The organism is Jeotgalicoccus marinus DSM 19772 (genome assembly GCF_000425825.1).
Lineage (GTDB): Bacteria > Bacillota > Bacilli > Staphylococcales > Salinicoccaceae > Jeotgalicoccus > Jeotgalicoccus marinus.
This window is the reverse complement of sequence record NZ_KE384460.1, coordinates 182,503-204,022: the sequence shown is the minus strand read 5'-3', so window position 1 is coordinate 204,022 and position 21,520 is coordinate 182,503. Positions and strand designations below refer to the sequence as shown.

At 36.8% G+C, this 21,520-nt stretch carries 21 protein-coding genes; 3 read left to right on the top strand and 18 right to left on the bottom strand.

All coding sequences use genetic code 11. From position 1 onward, the window contains the following. Window positions 1–202: 202 nt before the first annotated feature. The 13 genes from ilvD to H624_RS0110085 form a co-directional block, all read right to left on the bottom strand. On the bottom strand, window positions 203–1,915 hold the full coding sequence (gene ilvD / locus H624_RS0110145; protein WP_026867492.1) for a dihydroxy-acid dehydratase: 1,713 nt from the start codon (window positions 1,913–1,915) through the stop codon (window positions 203–205). Window positions 1,916–1,930: 15 nt separating this feature from the next. Beyond that, window positions 1,931–2,920, bottom strand: a complete 990-nt coding sequence (locus H624_RS0110140; protein ID WP_026867491.1) for a bile acid:sodium symporter family protein — start codon at window positions 2,918–2,920, stop codon at window positions 1,931–1,933. Window positions 2,921–3,161: 241 nt separating this feature from the next. Then, complete coding sequence (locus H624_RS0110135; protein ID WP_026867490.1) at window positions 3,162–3,953, bottom strand: DUF4064 domain-containing protein; 792 nt, start codon at window positions 3,951–3,953, stop codon at window positions 3,162–3,164. Window positions 3,954–4,005: 52 nt separating this feature from the next. Next, window positions 4,006–5,076, bottom strand: coding sequence for an ABC transporter substrate-binding protein (locus H624_RS0110130; RefSeq protein WP_026867489.1), 1,071 nt, complete (start codon window positions 5,074–5,076; stop codon window positions 4,006–4,008). Continuing rightward, complete coding sequence (locus H624_RS0110125) at window positions 5,076–5,858, bottom strand: ABC transporter permease (protein WP_026867488.1); 783 nt, start codon at window positions 5,856–5,858, stop codon at window positions 5,076–5,078. The genes H624_RS0110130 and H624_RS0110125 overlap by 1 nt, the downstream gene beginning before the upstream one ends. Further along, entirely contained in the window at window positions 5,855–6,655 is an 801-nt protein-coding gene (locus H624_RS0110120) for an ABC transporter permease (protein WP_026867487.1), read from the bottom strand. The genes H624_RS0110125 and H624_RS0110120 overlap by 4 nt, the downstream gene beginning before the upstream one ends. Beyond that, window positions 6,652–7,740 (bottom strand): ABC transporter ATP-binding protein, encoded by a 1,089-nt coding sequence (locus H624_RS0110115; protein ID WP_035857251.1) that lies wholly within the window; start codon window positions 7,738–7,740, stop codon window positions 6,652–6,654. Before H624_RS0110115 ends, H624_RS0110120 begins: the two co-directional genes overlap by 4 nt. A gap of 69 nt (window positions 7,741–7,809) precedes the next feature. Further along, on the bottom strand, window positions 7,810–8,088 hold the full coding sequence (locus H624_RS0110110) for a UPF0223 family protein (RefSeq protein WP_026867485.1): 279 nt from the start codon (window positions 8,086–8,088) through the stop codon (window positions 7,810–7,812). Window positions 8,089–8,148: 60 nt separating this feature from the next. After that, entirely contained in the window at window positions 8,149–9,555 is a 1,407-nt protein-coding gene (lpdA, locus tag H624_RS0110105) for a dihydrolipoyl dehydrogenase (RefSeq protein WP_026867484.1), read from the bottom strand. 4 nt (window positions 9,556–9,559) lie between these two features. Next, the gene (locus H624_RS0110100) at window positions 9,560–10,879 is read right to left on the bottom strand and encodes a dihydrolipoamide acetyltransferase family protein (protein ID WP_026867483.1); all 1,320 of its coding nucleotides are present in this window, start codon (window positions 10,877–10,879) and stop codon (window positions 9,560–9,562) included. A 25-nt stretch (window positions 10,880–10,904) separates the two neighbouring features. Then, window positions 10,905–11,882, bottom strand: a complete 978-nt coding sequence (locus H624_RS0110095) for an alpha-ketoacid dehydrogenase subunit beta (RefSeq protein ID WP_026867482.1) — start codon at window positions 11,880–11,882, stop codon at window positions 10,905–10,907. Between the two features lies 1 nt (window position 11,883). Beyond that, on the bottom strand, window positions 11,884–12,990 hold the full coding sequence (pdhA, locus tag H624_RS0110090) for a pyruvate dehydrogenase (acetyl-transferring) E1 component subunit alpha (protein ID WP_026867481.1): 1,107 nt from the start codon (window positions 12,988–12,990) through the stop codon (window positions 11,884–11,886). A 167-nt stretch (window positions 12,991–13,157) separates the two neighbouring features. Beyond that, window positions 13,158–13,787, bottom strand: a complete 630-nt coding sequence (locus H624_RS0110085) for a YkyA family protein (RefSeq protein ID WP_026867480.1) — start codon at window positions 13,785–13,787, stop codon at window positions 13,158–13,160. 113 nt (window positions 13,788–13,900) lie between these two features. On the opposite strand from H624_RS0110085, the gene def reads away from it, so the two are divergent. Further along, window positions 13,901–14,452: a peptide deformylase gene (def, locus tag H624_RS0110080; protein ID WP_026867479.1), complete on the top strand. Its 552-nt coding sequence runs from the start codon at window positions 13,901–13,903 to the stop codon at window positions 14,450–14,452. Window positions 14,453–14,520: 68 nt separating this feature from the next. Here the strand turns inward: def and H624_RS0110075 are convergent, their stop codons facing one another. After that, window positions 14,521–14,796 (bottom strand): hypothetical protein, encoded by a 276-nt coding sequence (locus H624_RS0110075; RefSeq protein ID WP_026867478.1) that lies wholly within the window; start codon window positions 14,794–14,796, stop codon window positions 14,521–14,523. Window positions 14,797–15,068: 272 nt separating this feature from the next. Between H624_RS0110075 and H624_RS0110065 the strand changes: the two genes are divergently transcribed. Beyond that, entirely contained in the window at window positions 15,069–15,287 is a 219-nt protein-coding gene (locus H624_RS0110065; protein WP_026867477.1) for a DNA-dependent RNA polymerase subunit epsilon, read from the top strand. Beyond that, window positions 15,287–16,966, top strand: a complete 1,680-nt coding sequence (rnjA, locus tag H624_RS0110060; protein ID WP_026867476.1) for a ribonuclease J1 — start codon at window positions 15,287–15,289, stop codon at window positions 16,964–16,966. The genes H624_RS0110065 and rnjA overlap by 1 nt, the downstream gene beginning before the upstream one ends. Window positions 16,967–17,001: 35 nt before the next feature. Here the strand turns inward: rnjA and H624_RS0110055 are convergent, their stop codons facing one another. From H624_RS0110055 to H624_RS0110040, 4 genes are all read right to left on the bottom strand, one after another. Then, a complete protein-coding gene (locus H624_RS0110055; RefSeq protein WP_026867475.1) occupies window positions 17,002–17,667 on the bottom strand; it encodes a potassium channel family protein in 666 nt (221 codons plus the stop codon). 21 nt (window positions 17,668–17,688) lie between these two features. Next, window positions 17,689–18,717, bottom strand: a complete 1,029-nt coding sequence (locus H624_RS0110050) for a cytochrome d ubiquinol oxidase subunit II (protein ID WP_026867474.1) — start codon at window positions 18,715–18,717, stop codon at window positions 17,689–17,691. Further along, window positions 18,714–20,099 carry a cytochrome ubiquinol oxidase subunit I gene (locus H624_RS12060; protein ID WP_035857242.1) on the bottom strand — a complete coding sequence of 462 codons (1,386 nt, stop codon included), beginning with the start codon at window positions 20,097–20,099 and terminating at the stop codon, window positions 18,714–18,716. The genes H624_RS0110050 and H624_RS12060 overlap by 4 nt, the downstream gene beginning before the upstream one ends. 113 nt (window positions 20,100–20,212) lie before the next feature. After that, complete coding sequence (locus H624_RS0110040; RefSeq protein WP_026867473.1) at window positions 20,213–21,511, bottom strand: MFS transporter; 1,299 nt, start codon at window positions 21,509–21,511, stop codon at window positions 20,213–20,215. Window positions 21,512–21,520: the final 9 nt, after the last annotated feature.

Here is a 21,520-nt window from a genome sequence, read left to right as displayed (position 1 = left end):
AATCAACAGCTAAATCCAAATAATTTTAAATTATCTAACATTTCTGAAAATGAAATCGTTTACAACATTGTTATATCAATATTTTAAAATTTTAAAAGTTTTTGTGTATATTTACATCAAATTCTTATGATCGATTGGCTATAAAAAAGCTGCTACTAGACAACAAACGTCTAGTAGCAGTGATATTTTTAATTTTTATAATTTAGTTTTTACCTGCTAGATCATCTCTATTAAAGAAGTCAGTAATCGCACCCTTAGATGACGACGATACGATATGTGCATATTTACCAAGCACACCTTTAGAGAACAACGGTGGTAAAATTAAATCTGCACGACGTTGACTCAGTTCTTCATCAGATACATCGAAGGACAGTTCTTTTTTATCCTGATCGATTGTTACAATGTCACCGGTTTTAATTAAAGCGACATTCCCTCCATCTTGTGCTTCTGGTGCAATATGTCCGACAACTAAGCCGTGGGTTCCACCACTAAAACGTCCGTCAGTTAGGAGCGCGACATCTTCGCCGAGTCCCTTACCAACGATTAAGCTAGATAATGAAAGCATTTCTGGCATACCTGGACCACCTTTAGGACCAACATAGCGGACGATTACAACGTCACCTTTAACGACTTCATTGGCCATAACAGCTTCAATCGCCTCTTGTTCTGTATCGTAAACTTTTGCAGGGCCCACATGACGTCGTACTTTAACCCCTGATACTTTGGCAACAGCACCTTCAGTTGCTAAGTTACCTTTAAGTACGATAAGCGGACCGTCTTTACGCTTAGGATTCTCTAATGGCATGATAACATCTTGACCAGGTGTTAAATCTTCTACTTCATTAAGATTTTCAGCAACTGTCTTACCAGTTACTGTTAAGCAGTCACCGTGGATATATCCTCTATCATAAAGATATTTCATAACACCATGAACACCACCGACTTTAAATAAATCTTGGAAAACATATTTGCCAGATGGTTTTAAGTCAGCAAGATGGGGAACTTTTTCTTGGAAAGTATTGAAATCTTCAATTGTTAAATCTACTTCAGCTGCATGTGCAATCGCCAGTAAGTGTAGAATAGCATTTGTAGAACCACCAAGTGCTAAAACGACAGTAATCGCATTTTCAAAAGCCTCACGAGTTAAGATATCTCTAGGGTAAATACCTTTTTCAAGCAAATTCATTACCGCCTTACCAGCTTCATATACATCTTGTTCCTTTTCCTTTGTTACCGCAGGATTAGATGCAGACCCTGGTAAACTTAACCCCATAGCTTCAATAGCAGCTGCCATTGTGTTTGCAGTGTACATCCCACCACAAGCTCCTGGTCCAGGACAAGCTGAACACTCTACACGTTTTAATTGATCATCTGTGACGTCACCATTGTTCCATTTACCGACACCTTCAAACACAGATACTAAGTCTATATCTTTACCTTCATGACGTCCAGGTGCGATCGTACCACCGTAGACAAAGACTGCTGGGATATTAGTATTCGCAATTGCTATTGCACAGCCCGGCATATTTTTATCGCACCCTCCGATAGCAACAAAAGAATCAAAGTTCTGACCCTGAACCATTGTTTCAATTGAATCAGCAATAATGTCACGGGACGGTAGGGAGAAACGCATACCTGGTGTCCCCATTGCAATACCATCTGCGACTGTAATCGTATTAAATTGAATTGGCACACCGCCGGCTTCTGCAACACCCTCTTTCGCGAATTTCGCAAGATCATTCAAGTGAATGTTACACGGTGTCGTCTCTGCCCAGTTACTAACGACACCAATTTGTGGTTTTTCAAAGCTTTCATCAGTAAAACCAACAGCTCTTAACATTGCTCTGTTCGGTGCTTTTACATTACTTTCTGAATAAACATGTGATCTGATTCTGATATCTTTCTTCTCTGTCATATTAGCCCCACCTTATTAATTCTTAATATTATTTAAGTTTTCTTCTGACATATTATTCTCCTGTTTACTATCTTGTGAATTCTGCTTCATCTTACTCATCCAGTTTGCTACGAGTGAACCTGATATATTGTGCCATACGCTAAATAGTGCACCTGGTACTGCTGCAATTGGAGAGAAGTGTGTTGTTGCAAGTGTCGCTGCTAATCCTGAGTTTTGCATGCCAACTTCTATAGATACTGTTTTAGTATCACTTAAGTCAAAACGTAAAACTCTACCTAGTAGAAAACCAACTAAATAGCCTAATAAATTATGCAAGATTACAACGCCAAAAATTAATAAGCCTGAACTGATAATGTTTTCTACATTGTTAGACACCACTGCTGATAACACTCCAATAATACCGATAACAGAAATCAGTGGGAGTATTCCTATTGCTTTTTCTACTTTATTACCAAGTAGATACTGCACTAATATACCTAGGGCAATGGGTAATAAGACAATTTGTATTATAGAAACAAACATTGAGGAAAATGACACTGGTAACCATGCACTAGCGAGTAAAAGTATCAATGATGGTGTTATAATCGGTGCTAACAAGGTAGAAACAGCTGTTGCAGTTACCGATAAAGCCATATTTCCTTTGGCAAGATATGTCATTACATTTGATGATGTCCCACCTGGTGAACAACCAACAAGAATGACTCCAATCGCAATTTCAGCTGGTAATTGGAATAAAAAGACAAGTCCAACAGCAATGAGTGGCATGATTGTATATTGAGCAATTACTAAAGTAATTACCTCTTTAGGTGCTGTAATGACCTGTTTAAAATCTTTAAATTTTAATGTTAATCCCATACCAAACATAATGATACCTAGTAGGATATTTATGTATGGTGAAATCCATTGAAAACCACCAGGTACTACAAATGCTAGGACTGCAAAAATGATGACCCAAACTGCAAAAGTATTTCCTATAAATGTGCTAAAACGAATTAATGCATTCAAATGATGACCTCCATGGCGTTGTGATTTAGTTATAAAAGGTATCATATCAGAAAATTATGAGTTTTAGAATGATAATAATTGATTATTTATTAAATTCTGATAACTATATTTACACTTTTATTTTTAAATCATTTGATTTTATAGCATTGTTATCGTTTACAAACCTCTTAACTTTAAGTATAAATTTACACATAAAAATAACCAATCCCAGCACATACTAGGATTGGTTTTCTGTAAAATTCTATTCTCTATTTCTTCGATCTACATTATTTCGTCTTGTTTGTGACGGGTCTTCCCTATCGATATCATCAAAATCATCTAACTTACTTTCATTATTATAATCATACTCTTTATCTGTCGTTGGATGTTCTCTTGTGTCATTTTGTTGATAATCTGACTCATCTATACGATCGAATTTACGAGTACTTTCAATATCATCATTTGAGGTTGTCTCATCGACATAACCTGAGTTATCCGATTCATTCTCATAGCGTTTAACATCTTCATCTTCATGTCTGACAGCTTGACGATCTCGGTAGTTATTATCTAGCGCACTTTCTCTCTCTGGAGTAGCTTCATGTTTGATTACAGTATCTTTTCTAGCGAACAATAGAATAGCTGCAATTACAAAGAATAGTGATGAAATTAATGTAACAAATAATGGTGCTGCTAATATTGCTGCAATAAGTAAGAGAATACCAGCTAGAATTCTACGTTTCATATTCACTAGACCAAGAATAGCGACTATTAAAGGTAAGGCTAGATATAAAGCAATCGCCCAGAAATTACCTAGGGTATCAACAGTAGCATCAATTAATGCTTGTGGATCAGTCCCTTGTAAATCATAATTCGCTAACTCAGTTTCCATCTGTGATGTAAATTGATCAATTGTTGCCTGATCGTTCATATAAACTAAAGAAAAAAACAGTAGTCCTGCTGCAATAGCAAGTAAGATAAGCCATCCTAGCCATCCAAAAATTCTTTCAGCGATACGGCTAGCTGGTTTTACAGTTTGTACATACTCCTTTGCCATAGTAATCCTCCTAAAATGTCTTTGTATTGTTCATACCCACTAAAGACTAAAGTTAATCAAGCTTCATTTTAAATTCTAAAAAAAGTTCATTATAATAACTAATCATTTCAGAGCCTAAATCTCTGTACATCTCTAATGAGTCTAGGGCTGCTTCATCCGGATAAAAGCGCTCATCATTTTGTGTGTCATCATCCATCATTGCTAAAGCAGCTTCATTAGGCGTGGAGTAGCCCACCCACTCTGTATTAGTTGCCGCAATTTCTTCTTCTAAAAGAAAATCGATAAAACGATGTGCACCTTCAGGATTATTAGCATTTTTAGGAATTGCCATACCATCAAACCACAGATTAGAACCCTCGTCGGGTACTATATAATTTAAATTCTCATTTTCGGCCATGGTATCTTTAGCCATACCACTCCATACAACTGCTAAACTTGCTTCATCTTCAGCCATCATAGATGAAATTTCATCACCAACAACACCTCGAATGTTTGGTGCTAATTCAAAAAGTTTTTGCTGTGCCGAGTTAAGAACATCTCGGTCAGTTTCATTTAAAGACTGCCCCATACTATTTAAAGACATACCAATCGCTTCACGAGCCCCATCTATCATGAGTATGTCATTTTCTAAATCATCATCCCATAATGTGTTCCAAGTGGTTAAATCTAAATCAGACACAGCTTCTTCGTTATATAGAATACCTACAGTGCCATAAAAATAAGGAACAGTATAATCACTTAGACCGGGCGCTAATCGTTCAATAATATCTGGGTCAATATTGTCATCGTTATTTAGCTGTTCGTAATCTATCGGCATCAACATATCATCTTTAATCATTTTCTCTACTGCGTATTCACTTGGAAATACCACATCGTAATTTGTACCACCTTGATTGACCTTCACCATCATCGCTTCGTTGGAATCAAATGTTTCATAGATTACCTTTATACCTGTCTCTTCATAAAATTTATCTAATAGTTCAGGGTCGATGTACTCACCCCAGTTGTAAACATGAATAGTATTATTTGATGAACTATCGGCATCATCTGTAAAGTTCGTTGACACTAAAAGTAATAGCCCTATTGCAAGCGGTAAGATTATTAGCGTTATAAATGTTTTCATTAGACCCTACCTCTCAACTTTTCTTGTCTTTTACTGATTAAATAATAGATAAAGACACATGTGAAAACAACGACAAATACAATAGTAGAGATTGCATTAATTTCAAGCGTAATACCTCTACGTGCCATTGAGTATACCTCAACTGATAAGAGTGAAAATCCACTACCCGTTACAAAAAATGTAACTGCAAAATCATCTAAGGAATAAGTCAGTGCCATAAAAAATCCTGCAATAATACCGGGTTTAATATATGGAATGATAACCTTTATAATCGTCGTCTTTGTATCTGCACCAAGGTCTTTTGCTGCATCAACTAAAGATGGATTCATGCTATATAATTTCGGGAGAATTAATATAACTGTTATCGGTACTGAAAATGCAATATGCGCTAAAATTACACTCACTGAACCTAAACTCATCCCAGCTAATGTAAAAAGAATTAACAATGACGCACCAATAATAACGTCAGGCGATACAATCATGACATTATTAACAGCAAGTAGCATTTTCCTACTTTTTTCTTTTATATTGTACAGGTACAAAGCACCACATAGTCCGATTAAAGTCGCTATACTACTAGAGATTAAGGCAACAGCAATCGTATTTAGTATGATGACAAGCATCCTCGAATCTGTGAGTACTGATTTATAATAATTAAGCGTAAAGCCGTCAAAGTGACTCATATTACCTGCACTATTAAATGAGTAAAACATCAGGTAGAATATCGGAAAGTACAATAATAATATCGAGACAAGCAAGAAAATATTCGCAATCTTTTTCATAGTTTCATCACCCGATTATCAGACTTTCCACTCGTTATCACCATGATTAAGAGCATAAATATCACTAGAAATATACCGATTGTGGAACCCATTCCCCAATTCTCATTTGTTAAGAATTGTTGTTCAATTGCAGTTCCTAAAGTAATTACCTTGTTACCTGTAATTAGCCTTGTAATCATAAACAGACTCAAAGAAGGTATAAACACAACTTGTATGCCTGCTTTTATGCCATCAGCTGTTAACGGTAGGATAATTTTACTAAATACTTGTACACGTGTTGCACCGAGGTCTTTAGCGGCATTTAATAAATTATTATCGATACCACTTATTGCATTGAATAATGGTAGAAGCATAAAGGGTAAGAAAATATAAACACTGACAATAATAAATGCTGTGTCGCTAAATAGTAACTGTATTTCATCGATATTAAATACAGCAAAAATGTCATTTAAGATACCGTTTTTCCCAAAAATCCCGATGAATGCATAGGTCTTTAGCAGTAGGTTTATCCAGGTAGGTAAGATAATGATCAGCAGCCATATTGTCTTACGTTTTGTTGCATTTAAAGCTAGTGCAAGTGGATAACTTACGATCAGGGTGAATAACGTGATTAAAAATGCATACCAAAATGACGATAAGGTCATCTGTATATAATTACTTGAAAAAAAGGATGCATAGTTGTTCAAAGTGATATTGCCGGATAAATCTATAAAACTATAAGCAGCCATGAGCAACAAGGGAAAGACAACAAAAATTAGCATCCATAGCGCATATGGAATCAGCAATAACTTTTTCATTCGTCCTCACCTTGAAAAGATTCCAGTCTCTCTATAAAGTTCTCTTCATCTTCACCTGGAATCATAATATGGATATCTTCCTTAGCAAAATTTAAAGAAATCTTACTCCCTAATAAAGCATTCTTCGTGGAGTGCATCACCCACTCATAACCATCTTCGTCAAGGCAACAGATCTCATAGTGGACACCTTTAAAAAGTACTGAGTCAACCGTGACATTAAGTTTATCTTTATTGTGTTCACCAAAGTAAATATCCTCAGGTCTAATCATGACATCTACACTTGTATTAGGCATAATCCCACCATCAATGCAGTCATATGAGCGTCCATAAATACTGACCACTCTATCCTTGACCATCGTACCTCTTACAATATTGGATTCCCCAATAAAATCTGCAACATAACGGTTGAGTGGTTCATCATATATATCTTTAGGTGAGCCTGTTTGGACGATATTCCCTCGGTCCATGACGATAATTTCATCACTTAGTCCAAGGGCTTCTTCTTGATCATGTGTTACAAAAATAAAGATAATACCGAGTCGCTTTTGCATTTCTTTTAACTCATACTGCATATCTACTCTCAAGTTGTAATCCAGAGCACTCAGTGGTTCGTCGAGCAGTAAAATATCTGGCTCATTAATCACCGCACGCGCGATTGCAACACGCTGTCTCTGACCGCCAGATAAATCACCGATATTTCTATTTTTAAATTCTTCTAAATTGGTTAATCTCAAGACTTCATCGAGTTTTTTATCCATTTCTTTTTTTGAAGTCTTTTTAATTTTCAGGCCAAAAATAATGTTCTCTAAAACATTTAGATGTGGAAAAAGCGCATAGTCTTGAAAGACCGTATTCACCTTTCTTTGATTAGCTGGAATCTTGTTCATCACCTTATCATCAAAACGCACTTCCCCACTGTTCGGTTCGATAAAACCCCCAATAAGTTTTAGTATCGTCGTTTTACCACAACCAGAAGGCCCGAGAATTGTATAAAATTTATTATCTTCAAATGTATAATTTATATGTTTAAGAACTTGTGTATCTCCATATGTATAAGCGACGTTTTCTAGTTTAATTGTTGTCATGTATACCTCCTCGTTAAAATTAGTACAATTCATTATATGCGAGAAGGTATAGATATGACAATCAAATTTTTATGGTTTTAAAATGTCTTTAGGCTCACTATCTTTTAGCTGTTTAATAATTTTAAATGGCACCATGCCACTCGCTTTTTCAAAATCTTTAAATAGTGTTTTCTCTTCAGCTTTCGACGGTACAATTTCTTTGAAATCATCATAGGCTTCTTGAAATTTACCAGCAAGAACACCTTCTGTATAAGCAATCTCAACAGCCTGGTAGAAAGACATAACGTGAAGAATTTCTTCAGTCGACCAATCATAGTCTAAGGGATATGTGTATTCTTTATTTTCCATCTAACCTCTCCTAAAAAAATAAAGATCAGAGTAAATACCCTGATCTTTAATGTTTATATATTACATAGAGTGAACTGGACGACCTAGTGCAACTTCAGCTGCTTCCATAGGTACTTCACCTAGTGTTGGGTGAGCATGAATTGTCAATGCAATATCTTCCAGTGTCATTCCTGTTTCAACTGCTAAACCAAGTTCAGAAATGATATCTGAAGCACCGTTTCCTGCAACTTGTGCACCAAGTACTAAACCGTCTTCTTTACGGGCAACAACTTTAACGAAACCGTCTGTTTTGTTAAGTCCTAAAGCACGACCGTTTGCTTGGAACGGGAATTTACCTGTAGAGACTTCGAAACCTTTGTCTTTAGCTTGTGATTCGTTAAGTCCAACAGTTGCTAATTCAGGTTCTGTAAAGCATACAGCTGGCATCGCAATATAGTCCACTGCTGATTTTTCTCCAGCAATCGCTTCTGCAGCAACTTTACCTTCATAGCTTGCTTTGTGTGCAAGTGGTAATCCATCAACGATATCACCAATTGCGTAGATGTTTGGAATACTTGTACGTGATTGCTCATCTACCTCAATGATTCCACGATCAGTCATCTTTATTCCAAGTTCTTCAAGACCAATTTCATCTGTATTCGGACGACGTCCTACTGTAACTAATACGTAGTCGGCTTCAACTTCATGAGTTTCATCTTTAGCTTCATATGTTACTTTAACGCCATTGTCAGTTTCTTCTGCTGATTTAGCCATGGCTTTAGTAACGATAGTCGCATTTTTAGATTTAAGATTTTTCTTAACTAACTGTGTCATTTGTTTTTCAAAGCCACCAAGAATATCTGCAGTACCTTCAAGGATTGTTACCTCTGTACCGAAGTTCGCATAAGCCGAACCTAACTCAGTACCGATGTAACCGCCACCGATAACGATAAGTTTCTCTGGTGCTTCTTCAAGTGCTAATGCACCTGTAGAATCTAATACTCTTCCACCAAATTTGAATCCAGGGATTTCAATTGGACGTGATCCTGTTGCAATGATAGCATTTTTAAATTCGTAAGTTTGAGATTGTTTTTCATCCATTACTTTAAGTTTATTGCTGTCTACAAAGTAAGCTTCCCCATTAACAACGTTTACCTTATTACCTTTAAGTAACATTTCAACGCCACCAACAAGTTTGTTAACTACGCTTTCCTTGAATGATTGCACTTTAGAGAAATCTAATTTTACACCTTCTGTAATGACACCCATATCTTCTGAATGTTGTGTTTCGTGGTAACGGTGTGCTGATGAAATCATTGCTTTAGATGGAATACATCCAACGTTTAAACAAACACCACCTACTTTATTTTTTTCTACTAATGTTACGTTTTGGCCAAGCTGTGCTGCTCTAATTGCAGCGACATACCCACCTGGTCCGCCACCGATTACAATTGTGTCTGTTTCAATAGGAAAATCTCCAACTACCATTTTACTATCCCTCCATAAGTAATAAATCCGGATTATTAAGCAGGCGCTTAATGTGATTCAATGCATTTTGAGCAGTTGCCCCGTCAATTTGTCTATGGTCGTAACTTAACGATAAGGCAAGTACACGCGCTGGTACAACTTCACCATCTTTAACAATTGCTTGCTCTTCAATACGTCCGATACCTAAAATCGCAACTTCAGGCTGGTTGATGACAGGTGTGAACCATTTACCACCCGCAGAACCAAGATTGGAAATAGTAACTGAACCGCCTTTCATTTCTTCAGACGTCAGTTTACCGTCACGTGCTTTTGTTGCTAAGTCGTTGATTTCATCTGAAATCTCAAACATAGATAACTTATCTGCATCTTTAACAACTGGCACAACTAATCCTCTTTCAGTATCTGCTGCAATACCTACATTATAGTAATATTTCTGAATGACTTCAAATGTTTCATTGTCAATAGAAGTATTAAGTACTGGGTATTTTTTAAGTGCAGAAACGAGTGCTTTAACCACATATGGTAAGAACGTTAATTTAACATTTTGTTCAGCTGCGATCTCTTTGAATTTCTTACGGTGTGCCCATAAGTCATCCACTACAACTTCATCAATGTGCGTCACATGTGGAGAAGTTTGCTTAGAATTCACCATTGCTTTAGCAATCGCTTTTCTCATTCCTGACATTTTCTCTCTAGACTCTAAATCACCAGTATTTTGAACTGGAGCTGAAACCTTGCTCTCTTCTTTAGTTTCAGAAGCTTGGTCAACAGCAGTACTTTCTTCACTACCGAAATTCTCAATGTCTTCTTTTAAGATACGGCCATTTTTACCACTACCTGAAACTTCCTTGATATTCACACCTTGTTCACGTGCAAATTTTCTTACAGCAGGCATAGCAATAACAACGGTATCATCTTTGTCTGAACTAGCTTTTGAAGCTGTCTGAGTTTCTACTTCGTTCGGTGATTCTTCTGTTACCTTGTCTTCATCAGCAGGTTTGTTTGCATCGTCAGTGACTTCTGTACTCTCTTTAGTTTCTTCTTTAGAAGATTCGCTTTCATCAGAAGCATCTCCACTGTCTTCTGAACCGTCATCAATGGTTACAATAGTTGTACCAACAGTCGTTACTTCACCTTCAGCAACATGGATTTTTGAAATTGTGCCATCTACAGGAGATGGGATTTCAACCACAGCTTTATCATTTTGTATTTCAGCTAATACATCATCTTCACTAATTGAATCGCCTTCAGCTACTAACCACTTAGCAATTTCGCCTTCGTGAATACCTTCACCGATATCCGGCAATTTAAATTCATATGCCATAGTAATTCCTCCTGTTTAATAGAGTTTAGAAATCTAGAACTTCTTTTGCACGTTCGATAATAAGATCTTTATTTGGAAGCCATACACTTTCTGCCTGAGTAAATGGATATACCGTATCCGGTGCTGTCACACGTAATATTGGTGATTCTAAGTGTAATATCGCACGCTCTGATAACTCAGAGACAACATTTGCTGCAACACCAGCTTGACGTTGTGCTTCTTGGATCATTACAGCACGGTTTGTTTTCTTCACTGATTCAACTAAAGTTTCATAGTCAACAGGAGAAACCGTACGTAAATCAATTACCTCAGCACTGATATTTTCCTCAGCAAGTTCGTCCGCTGCCTTAATTGCTTCTTGAACCATTGCACCGTAGGCGATTAATGTTACGTCTTCACCTTCACGTTTTACGCTCGCCTTACCAATTTCAACTTCATACTCCTCATCAGGTACTTCTTCACGGAATGAACGATAAAGTTTCATGTGCTCTAAAAAGATGACTGGATCTTCTGAGCGAATAGCTGAAATTAAAAGCCCTTTTGCGTCAATTGGATTAGATGGAATAACAACTTTTAATCCTGGTGTTTGTGCCATTAAACCTTCTAGTGAGTCAGCGTGTAATTCAGGTGTGTTAACACCGCCACCAAATGGTGCACGTACTACGATAGGTGTTGTTTTTGATGCACCAGAACGAATTCTGTGACGTGCAATTTGACCAGCAATACCATCCATTGCTTCGAATAGGAATCCGAAGAATTGAATTTCAATGACTGGACGATAGTTTTCTAGAGTCAAACCAAGACCGAGTGACACGATTGCACTCTCTGCTAATGGTGTGTCAAATACTCTATCTTCTCCGAACTCTTTTTGTAAGCCTTCTGTAGCTCGGAATACACCACCGTTAACACCAATGTCCTCACCGAAAACCAAAACATTTTCATCGTTTTTTAACTCTGTTGCCATAGCATTAGTGATCGCTTGAATCATTGTCATTTGTGCCATATTATTTTGACTCCTTCCCTTTGTAGTACTCGTACTGTTCACTTAGGTTAGATGGCATTTCATCGTACATTAATTCCATTAATCCTGTAACAGTTTGTTTTTCTGTTGCGTCTGCTTCTTTAATAGCAGCTTTAATTTCTTCTTTCGCACGTTCGATAACTTCGTCTTCTTTTTCTTTAGTCCATAAATCTTTACCTTCAAGATAGGTACGGAATCTTACTAATGGGTCTTTCTTCTCCCATTCAGAATCTTCGTCTGAAGTTCTATATTTAGTTGGATCATCACCAGCCATAGTATGTGGACCATAACGGTAAGTTAACATTTCAATTAATGTCGGGCCTTCACCGTTAACCGCTCGGTCACGTGCTTCCTTAACCACTGAATAGACTGCAAGCGCATCCATACCGTCTACTAAGACTCCAGGGATACCTGCTGCTACTGATTTTTGAGCAAGTGTTTTTGCTTTAGACTGTAATTCTCTTGGTGTAGAAATCGCATAATTATTATTTTGTATTACGAATATTGCTGGTACATTATAGGCACCTGCAAAGTTGATACCTTCGTAGAAATCACCTTGTGAAGAACCACCGTCACCAGTGTAAGTAATCGCTACATTTTCTTTACCACGTTTTTTAAGGCCAAGTGCAACACCTGTCGTTTGCACAAACTGAGCACCGATAATAATCTGTGGGCTTAAGGCGTTCACGCCTTCAGGGAACTGGTTACCTTTATAGTGTCCACGTGAGAACAAGAAAGCTTTTGTCAACGGTAATCCATGCCAGATTAACTGTGGCACGTCACGATAGCCTGGTAATATATAATCCCCTTCAGATAATGCGTACTGACTTGCAATTTGTGATGCTTCTTGACCAGCTGTTGGTGCGAAGAATCCAAGGCGACCTTGGCGGTTTAAAGCAGTAGAACGTGCATCCAATACACGCGTCCAAACCATTCTAGTCATTAGCTCAACGAGTTGATCGTCAGATAAATCTGGAACTAAATCTTCGTTAACGACTTCCCCTTTTTCATTCAGAACTTGAAATGTTTCAAATTTAGCTTCAATATCTGATAGAACATCCACCGGGTTAAACTTTTCATTTGCTGCCATGTGTGTTCACAATCCCTTCTTGATATGATTAATTAATTTCATTCTAACATAAGGCTGTTATAACAGTAAAACTTATATAACTATAACAGAATGATACAGGTCTTATATATCAAGGGTTGTAATAATGTAACAGTTAAATCTGTTATAGTAACACTCTGGAATTAGCCTTATTGCGCTTCTAAAATTTGCTCAATTTCTGTTTTAATCTGATTTACTTTCTCTGTTTCCTCCGTAAATGTAGACGATGCTTCGTTAATCGGTTCGCTGTACTCTGCAATCTGATTTAGGTGTTCATCGATCACATCTTGTGTCACTTCTTCTTCACCAAGGTATTCAAATAATTCCATCTCGCTAGCTAAAGCTTCTTTGTATGTATTATTTAGCGTTTCATGAGCTTCAAAACGTGCCGCCATAGACTGAACAAGTGATTCTGCTTCTTGTTTATATGATTCATCAGATATTTCTTCTACAGATGTTTTTGCCTCTTCAAAAGCCTCTTTAGCACTTGCCATCATCTCTGATTCCTCATCTAATAATTCGAGACGTTGTTCAGTGTTCTCAATCAAGTCTGGACTAATATTATTAATTTCTTCTAAGTTTGCATCATTTAATTGTTCTTGAAGCTCTGACTTTTCACTTTCAAGCGTATTATATTCCTCGTTAATATCTGCTAAGTCTTTTTCTTCAGTTAAACTCTGAGTAAAATCATCGTAGAAATCATTTAATTCTGATTCTGCGTTGCTACATGCCGATAAAAATAGCAAAGCGCCTAATAGTAATATACTGAATTTTTTCACTGACTATATACCTCCAATGTTAGTATCATTTAAAATATATTAAATCTGACAATATCATTTTAACTTAAATATATTGTATAATAAACAAGTGTTTGAATTGAGGAGGTTATATCATGCTGACAATGGCAGACATTGTAAAAGACGGAGCGCCGATACTCCGCACTAAAACAGAACCGATTGAAATCATAGATGATGAAACAATTGCCGAGTTAAAAAGTATGAGAGAGTACCTGGTTAACTCACAAGATCCTGAGATGAGTGAAAAATATTCACTCAGACCTGGTGTTGGTCTTGCAGCACCTCAAATCGGTTTAAATAAGAGAATGTTGGCAATTTATGTTGAGGGTGAAGATGGTAAACCGGAATATGATTATATGCTAATCAATCCAAAAGTAAAAAGCCATTCAGTTACAGAAACTTTTCTACCAAATGGTGAAGGTTGCCTGAGTGTTGATAAGGAAATTGAAGGCATTGTGCAACGAAAAAAACGCATAAGAGTAGAAGCACAAACTATTGAAGGTGAAAAAATTGAGATTAAAGCAAAAGGCTTTTTAGCAGTCGTGCTCCAACACGAACTTGATCATCTAAATGGCGTTATGTTCTATGACCACATAGACGATGATGCACCGTTTGAAGCGAAAAATGGTGCTCAACCACTCGAATAACAAAGTACTTAATTTAAAACCGTCCGTTAATTCCCTTTAGGGAAAACGGACGGTTTAATTTTGGCCAATTATATAAATTCATCTTTTCTAATCGTATAAAAAATATTTTTATCTTTTAATTTATCTAGAAGTTCATTCATTTCATCTTCGTTCATAAAGACCGGATCACTATCATGTGGGATGATGAGGTCATCACCACTTCCCTGCTCTGTATTTTGATCTTGATCGTATACATAGTTCATTACAATAGTGTTGTCCCTTACGTTAAACTCCACACCAGTAAAAACCTTATCTGTACGTTCTTGTTGCCTTTCTACCCCTATCATAATCTGTTCTGCATTCATCTTTCATCCTCCTTTTGAGTCCATTATAAAGTCTTTGCAAGTACTCGGTCTATAAGGTAAAATGAAATTAAGTATATAAGGGTGTGATCGTATGCTGAAAAAGTTACTCGATAGGCTTAAGAAAAAGTTGAAAGGCATCCTAGGCAGGAAGGGTTTATTGCACAATGAATATATGAAATAATGTGCCTTAAAACATATAAAAAGGCACATATTTTTATTGTGTAGACGACATAAAATATACAATTATCTAATTTATAAAGGAGTCATCATTTATGACAGTATTTAAAGTATTATATCAAGAAGACAAAGATACGCGTATCATTAGAGAAGATACTCAGATCTTATATGTCGAAGCTGAAACAGAAGAACAAGTTAGAAAGTCACTTAAAGACACTAACAGCAACATAGAATTTGTCCAGGCACTTAGTCCCGCGCATCTGGAATATGAAAAAAACAATAATGAAGACTTCAAAGTAGAGTCTATCGACTAATGTCATTAGAAACAAATGAAGTTGGTGTATTTTCTCTCGGGGGACTCGGAGAAATCGGGAAGAATACTTACTGTATCGAATACAAAGATGAAATTATCATCATCGATGCGGGTGTTAAGTTCCCTACAGATGACGAACTTGGCGTAGACTATGTCATTCCTGATTACACTTACTTAAAAGAGAACGAACACAAAATTAGCGCATTAATCGTAACGCACGGTCACGAAGACCACATTGGTGGCATTCCTTTCCTACTGCGCCAAATTTCAGTACCCATCTACTCAGGCCCACTCGCTTTAGGCTTAATCAGAAATAAATTGGAAGAACATAACTTACTAAGTCGTACAGAGCTTATTCCTATTGATGAAGACAGTGTACTTAAGTTTGAACATATGGATGTTGAATTTTATTTAACGACACACTCTATACCAGAGGCTTACGGTGTTATTATCCGTACACCTGAAGGTAACATTGTGCACACAGGTGATTTCAAATTTGACTTTACTCCTGTTGGTGAACCTGCCAACTTATCTAAGATGGCACAGTTAGGTGAAGAAGGGGTACTATGCTTACTTTCCGATTCTACCAACGCAACAGTGCCTAACTTCACCATTAGTGAAAAGGAAGTAGGTCAGAACGTCGAAGACATCTTCAGAAAATGTAAAGGGCGTATCATTTTCGCGACATTCGCATCTAATATTTACCGTGTACAACAAGCAATTGAAGCTGCCGTGAAATTTGACCGTAAAATTTGCGTCTTTGGTCGTAGCATGGAAAATAACATCAAAATCGGTCAAGAACTCGGCTATATCACTGCACCACCTGAAACTTTTATAGAAGCAAAAATGATTAATAAGATTGATAAGCATAAGGTGATGATTTTGTGTACGGGTTCACAAGGTGAACCAATGGCTGCCCTATCACGAATTGCTAACGGTACACATAGACAGATTAGTATTATTCCAGAAGATACTGTAGTATTTAGTTCTTCACCAATTCCAGGTAATACCTTAAGTGTGAATAGAACAATTAATGCACTTTATAAGGCTGGTGCTGATGTAATTCATGGCAAACTTTCTAACATTCATACATCAGGCCATGGTTCACAAGAAGAACAGAAATTAATGTTGCGTCTAATGCAGCCGAAGTTCTTTATGCCAATCCACGGTGAATACCGAATGTTGGATCTCCACAGACAACTTGCTATTTCAACTGGAGTTAAAGAAGATAACATCTTCGTCTTTGAAATCGGAGATGTACTCGCACTCACTAAAGATAGCGCAAGATTTTCTCACCGCGTTCAGGCAGGTACTGTTTTCGTGGATGGAAATGGTATCGGAGATATTGGAAACATCGTCTTACGTGACCGTAAATCACTTTCCGAAGAAGGCCTGGCTGTTGTTGTCTTAACAATTGACTTCTCTACCGGCGATTTATTAAGTGGACCAGACATCATCTCACGTGGATTTGTATATATGAGAGAGTCTTACGGTTTAATTAGAAGTGCAGAGAAGAAAATTAAAGATGAAGTCAATAAATTACTTAGTACCAAAGACAATGTGGAATGGTATAATGTCAAACAACTAATCATTGAAGAATTAAGTGGCTTCTTATACAACAAAACGAAACGTCGTCCAATGATCTTACCAGTCATTATGCGTGTAAATGACGATAAATAGTAAAAAACCTGCGAATAATATTCGCAGGTTTTTGTTTATTTCAACCGATCCATCTTATCTTCAAATAGACCTAATTGTTCATCTGTACCGATTAATATTAATATGTCACCATCTAGTATCGTTGTATTTGCATCGGGGCTGACGATAATGTCGTGGTCTCTCTTTATAGCAATGATTGAAATCCCAAACTTCTCTCTTAATGTTAAATCCGAAATTTGTTTGTTTTCAAATTTTTGATTTGCACTAAATTCAATTATTGAATGGTTGTGAGAAACTTCTAGATACTCTACAACAGATGATGAGACCAACCTATGAGCAACACGTCTCCCCATATCTCTCTCCGGATGAATCACGGAGTCGGCACCAATTTTTTCTAACACTCTACCGTGATGGGCAGTTTGTGCTTTAGATGTTACTTTCTTTACACCCAAGTCTTTTAAAATTAAGGTCGTTAAAATACTTGCCTGGATATTGTCACCAATTGCTACAATGACATTATCATAATTATCAATACCAATATTTTTTAGCATTGCCTCATCTGTTGAATCTCCGATAATACCTTCAGTAGAGAATTCTTGATACTCATTGACCCTATTCTCGTCTGAGTCAATTACTAATACATCAACATCCATATCGTGAAGTTCCATAACAATACTTCCGCCAAATCTTCCTAGACCAATTACCGCAATTTCTTTTTTCATGCTTTCAACCTACTCTATTTACTAGTATTTTTTATTTCCTTTAACGTAGTCTTTATCGAATAAGAATAATTTCGCTAAGAGAACAAGTGAAGGAATCAATATTAGTAAACCTAAAACAAAGACGATTGTCAATGCAAAAGCCATGTTTTCATTTACGACTGCATCGTTTATATTGATGTAAGGATACAGGATATAAGGTAACTTACTTATGCCGTAACCGAAAAATGCAAAGGCAAATTGCAGCATGATTAAAATAAACGCTGTGCCGTAATTACGACGTCTCCATACTAAGAAGACCGCTAGGATCATTGATAGTAAACTTAAACCAAATAGATACCAATAGTTTTGTGCATTTTCAAAGTGTACCTGGTTGTGGTCTCTTAAGCCTAAGAATACAAACTGTGTGATGACCAAGGTAGGTAAACTCCATATTAAGAACCAAGTTCTTGTAAGCTCGCTCGCCTTTTCATCTTCTGCCTTGTTGGCATAGAATGTTAGGAAACCACTTGAAATATATAATACTGAAATAATCGCTAAGAAAACAACTGACCAACCATAAGTTGAAAATAGAAGTTCTTCTACATTTAACGTGAGACCTTCAGCAGTTTCTTCAATATAGCCACCCTCTGAAATTACAAGTGCAATTGACAATGAGGCAGGAATTAAAAGTCCTGTTAGACCATATAATGCATCCCAACTCAATTTACTCTCAGTATTATAAGAGTTAAAGGCATAATATGCCCCCCTGATCGATAACAGTATGAGTGCTAAGGATCCTGGTATTAATAAGGAAGTTCCTAAATAATAAGCAGTATCAGGATAAAAACCGACGATTCCAACGAAAAAGAAGACAAAGAAAACGTTGGTTGTTTCCCACACTGGGTTCAAATACCTTGAGATTATCGGGCTAATGATATTGTCATCACCAGTTAGTTTAGAATAAAAGTTAAAGAACCCCGCACCAAAATCTATGGAAGCAATGATTACATATAAATATAAAAAGCTCCAGAGCACCGTAATACCAATAATTTCATAATCTAAACTCATCATGGTAAACGACCTCCCGTCACATCTTCAGACTCGATGCCAGTTTCACCGTACCAATTTAGCTTCTCTTCTTCAGCGGACTTATCTTTAAACATCTTAATTAACACGTAGATTGACGTAATACCTAAGATGACATACAGCACTGCGAATGCAATAAGTGTAATACCGAGACCGTCTGCTTGTGTCACCGCGTCTGATACTCTCATATATCCTCTAACAATCCATGGCTGACGTCCCATTTCCGCTAGGAACCAGCCTGCTTCAATCGCTAAGAAACTAAGTGGTCCAGTTAAAGCGTAGAGATAGAGTAAGAGCGGGTGGTGTTCATTAATTTTAGTCCATCGTTTCGTCCATTTTACTAAGAAGTAAACGATCGCAACGCCAAGTCCGTACATACCGAAGAACACCATTAAGTCGAAGAAGTAGTGAATGATTAGAGGTGGGTGTTCATCTTCTGGTATATCGTTTAGACCTTTGACTTCAGTATCAAAAGAGTTACCTGCTAGGAAGCTAAGCACCCATGGAATCCTTAGCTCATATTTTACCTCTTGGGTCTCTTCATCTAAAATACCGAATAATACTAAGTCTGCTCTTTCCTCTGTTTCAAAATGCCATTCAAAAGCTGCTAGTTTTTCTGGTTGTTCTTCGTGTAAGAATTTCGCAGATAAATCTCCTGCAAGCATAGTTAGTAAAGCCATCACAACACCGATTGACATCATGACTTTTAGACCTTTTTTATGATAGGTTTTATCCTCTGTAAATTTAGCTTTTAGTAATTTAACTGCACTAATAGTTGCGAGTAAGAAAGCAATTGTCATATATGCTGTCACTACAACGTGGAATACTCTTACCCATGTTGATGGGTTGAACATTGCAGCAAGCGGATCAATATTTAGAAATTCTCCGTCGACAAAATCAAAACCGGCAGGCGTATTCATAAATGAATTCACCGTCGTAATAAACACTGCAGATAAACTCGATCCGAGCACGATCGGTATAGTTAATAACCAATGGTACCACTGATTCTTAAAACGATCCCATGTATATAAGTATATGCCTAAAAATATTGCTTCAAAGAAAAAGGCAAATGTTTCCATGAATAATGGTAGCGCGATAATCTGACCACCAAGTCTCATAAAATCAGGCCATATTAATGACAGTTGCAAACCTATAATCGTACCTGTCACAACACCAACAGCCACTGTTACTGTATAACCTTTGGCAATTCTTCTTGACATGGTTAAATAATGTGCATCTCTATTTCTAATTCCCAAAAATTCGAGAACCATAAATACAATTGGTACACCTACACCGATGGTGGCAAATATAATATGAAAACTTAACGTCATTCCCGTGAGTAAGCGACCAATTAAAACATCATCCATAATTTTCACCCCGTATTCATACTCTCCATTATAAACGCTTTTCCTTATTAACTTAAATGGAAAGCGAAAAGAAACATTGACATATTTGTGAAATTATTAACATTTAACTTCAACTATACTTTAGGAGTGGGTAATTTTACTTTACTATGGAAATAAAGTCCAACTAGTACCATGAGTAATAGACTCGTGATTGCTATTCTTGATGCAATGGTCCCGAAATCACTTAGTACTAAAGTGATACTTCCGTAAATAAATGGTCCAACGATAGCACTCATCTTGGCACTAAAAGCGAAAAGACCAAAAAATTGTCCTTCATGTCCATTTGGCGCTAGTTCTATAATAACCGTTCTTGATACGACCCAGACAGAACCCATGGCGATACCAAACATACTGGCAGCAATCCAGAAAGTCCACATCGGTAAAGGCAACGCTGCAATTAATATGGCTGTTGCTAAAATAATACCGATAATACTAAAGGTTGGTTTAGAGCCGTACTTTTGATTTATAAAGCCAAATACTAAGGCACCGATAATAGAAAATAAAGTTGCAACCATGAATACAATTAAGAAAGCTGATGATTCAAAACCGACAACAGTCGTTGCATAAGGCTGCATCATAGCAATTGCTGTAGCCAGTGCATCATTTATAAAGAAGTAAGCAATCATGAAAAAGAAAATAGATGGATGTTTTTTTGCCTCTTTAAATGATTGATAAATTTCTTTATAGCCTGTTAAAAACGACGCTTTTGTTTTAGCTTGCTTTTTAACACGGTCTTTATTTACAAAGAACAATGGCAGTGAAAATAACAAGAATAAGATTCCACTTAACCAAAATGCATTATGAATCGGTGCATCACCAACGATGATTAAGACGGAGAAAATACCAACAAGTGTCCCTAAATAACCTAAGGCAACACCGAAACCAGAAATTAATGGCACTTCCTTTTTACTCCCTAAGGAGGACAACATACCATCGTAAAAAACATTACCTGATCCATATGTAAACTTAGCAAATACAAAGAATAAGATTGTTAAGAATAGGCCATTTGGTATTCCAAAAATTGTGCCACTATTTATACCACCAAAGAACCCCATAAGAATTGAAGCAATTACTGTAAGAATAGTAAATATAACAACATATTTTTGTCTTTTCTTTGTTCGGTCCATCAACACACCAAACAGCGGTGAGAATATGATTAAGAGAATTGCAGATGCTGCATTTGCATAGGCAATAACCGTAGAAGATATCTGTTCTAATCGTGCATTAGTCCCAACGATTTCTGTAATGTATTGCGGGAAGAAAAGCGTCACGATATTCGCTGAAAAAATAGTATTGGCAAAGTCATAAAGTGCCCATGCCAATATTGGCATTGAAAGAAATAAAGCGATTGGTTTTCTATTTCGTTCTTGCATATCGCACCT

Excerpts from the sequence above, each read along its gene's own strand:
- H624_RS0110050 (WP_026867474.1), bottom strand. The coding sequence starts at position 18,717 with ATGATGAGTTTAGATTATGAAATTATTGGTATTACGGTGCTCTGGAGC.
- lpdA (WP_026867484.1), bottom strand. The coding sequence starts at position 9,555 with ATGGTAGTTGGAGATTTTCCTATTGAAACAGACACAATTGTAATCGGT.
- H624_RS0110125 (WP_026867488.1), bottom strand. The coding sequence starts at position 5,858 with ATGAAAAAGATTGCGAATATTTTCTTGCTTGTCTCGATATTATTATTG.
- H624_RS0110055 (WP_026867475.1), bottom strand. The coding sequence starts at position 17,667 with ATGAAAAAAGAAATTGCGGTAATTGGTCTAGGAAGATTTGGCGGAAGT.
- H624_RS0110120 (WP_026867487.1), bottom strand. The coding sequence starts at position 6,655 with ATGAAAAAGTTATTGCTGATTCCATATGCGCTATGGATGCTAATTTTT.
- H624_RS0110075 (WP_026867478.1), bottom strand. The coding sequence starts at position 14,796 with ATGAATGCAGAACAGATTATGATAGGGGTAGAAAGGCAACAAGAACGT.
- H624_RS0110110 (WP_026867485.1), bottom strand. The coding sequence starts at position 8,088 with ATGGAAAATAAAGAATACACATATCCCTTAGACTATGATTGGTCGACT.
- H624_RS0110130 (WP_026867489.1), bottom strand. The coding sequence starts at position 5,076 with ATGAAAACATTTATAACGCTAATAATCTTACCGCTTGCAATAGGGCTA.
- H624_RS0110100 (WP_026867483.1), bottom strand. The coding sequence starts at position 10,879 with ATGGCATATGAATTTAAATTGCCGGATATCGGTGAAGGTATTCACGAA.
- pdhA (WP_026867481.1), bottom strand. The coding sequence starts at position 12,990 with ATGGCAGCAAATGAAAAGTTTAACCCGGTGGATGTTCTATCAGATATT.
- H624_RS0110095 (WP_026867482.1), bottom strand. The coding sequence starts at position 11,882 with ATGGCACAAATGACAATGATTCAAGCGATCACTAATGCTATGGCAACA.
- H624_RS0110040 (WP_026867473.1), bottom strand. The coding sequence starts at position 21,511 with ATGCAAGAACGAAATAGAAAACCAATCGCTTTATTTCTTTCAATGCCA.
- H624_RS0110115 (WP_035857251.1), bottom strand. The coding sequence starts at position 7,740 with ATGACAACAATTAAACTAGAAAACGTCGCTTATACATATGGAGATACA.
- ilvD (WP_026867492.1), bottom strand. The coding sequence starts at position 1,915 with ATGACAGAGAAGAAAGATATCAGAATCAGATCACATGTTTATTCAGAA.
- H624_RS0110135 (WP_026867490.1), bottom strand. The coding sequence starts at position 3,953 with ATGGCAAAGGAGTATGTACAAACTGTAAAACCAGCTAGCCGTATCGCT.
- rnjA (WP_026867476.1), top strand. The coding sequence starts at position 15,287 with ATGTCATTAGAAACAAATGAAGTTGGTGTATTTTCTCTCGGGGGACTC.
- def (WP_026867479.1), top strand. The coding sequence starts at position 13,901 with ATGCTGACAATGGCAGACATTGTAAAAGACGGAGCGCCGATACTCCGC.
- H624_RS12060 (WP_035857242.1), bottom strand. The coding sequence starts at position 20,099 with ATGGATGATGTTTTAATTGGTCGCTTACTCACGGGAATGACGTTAAGT.
- H624_RS0110065 (WP_026867477.1), top strand. The coding sequence starts at position 15,069 with ATGACAGTATTTAAAGTATTATATCAAGAAGACAAAGATACGCGTATC.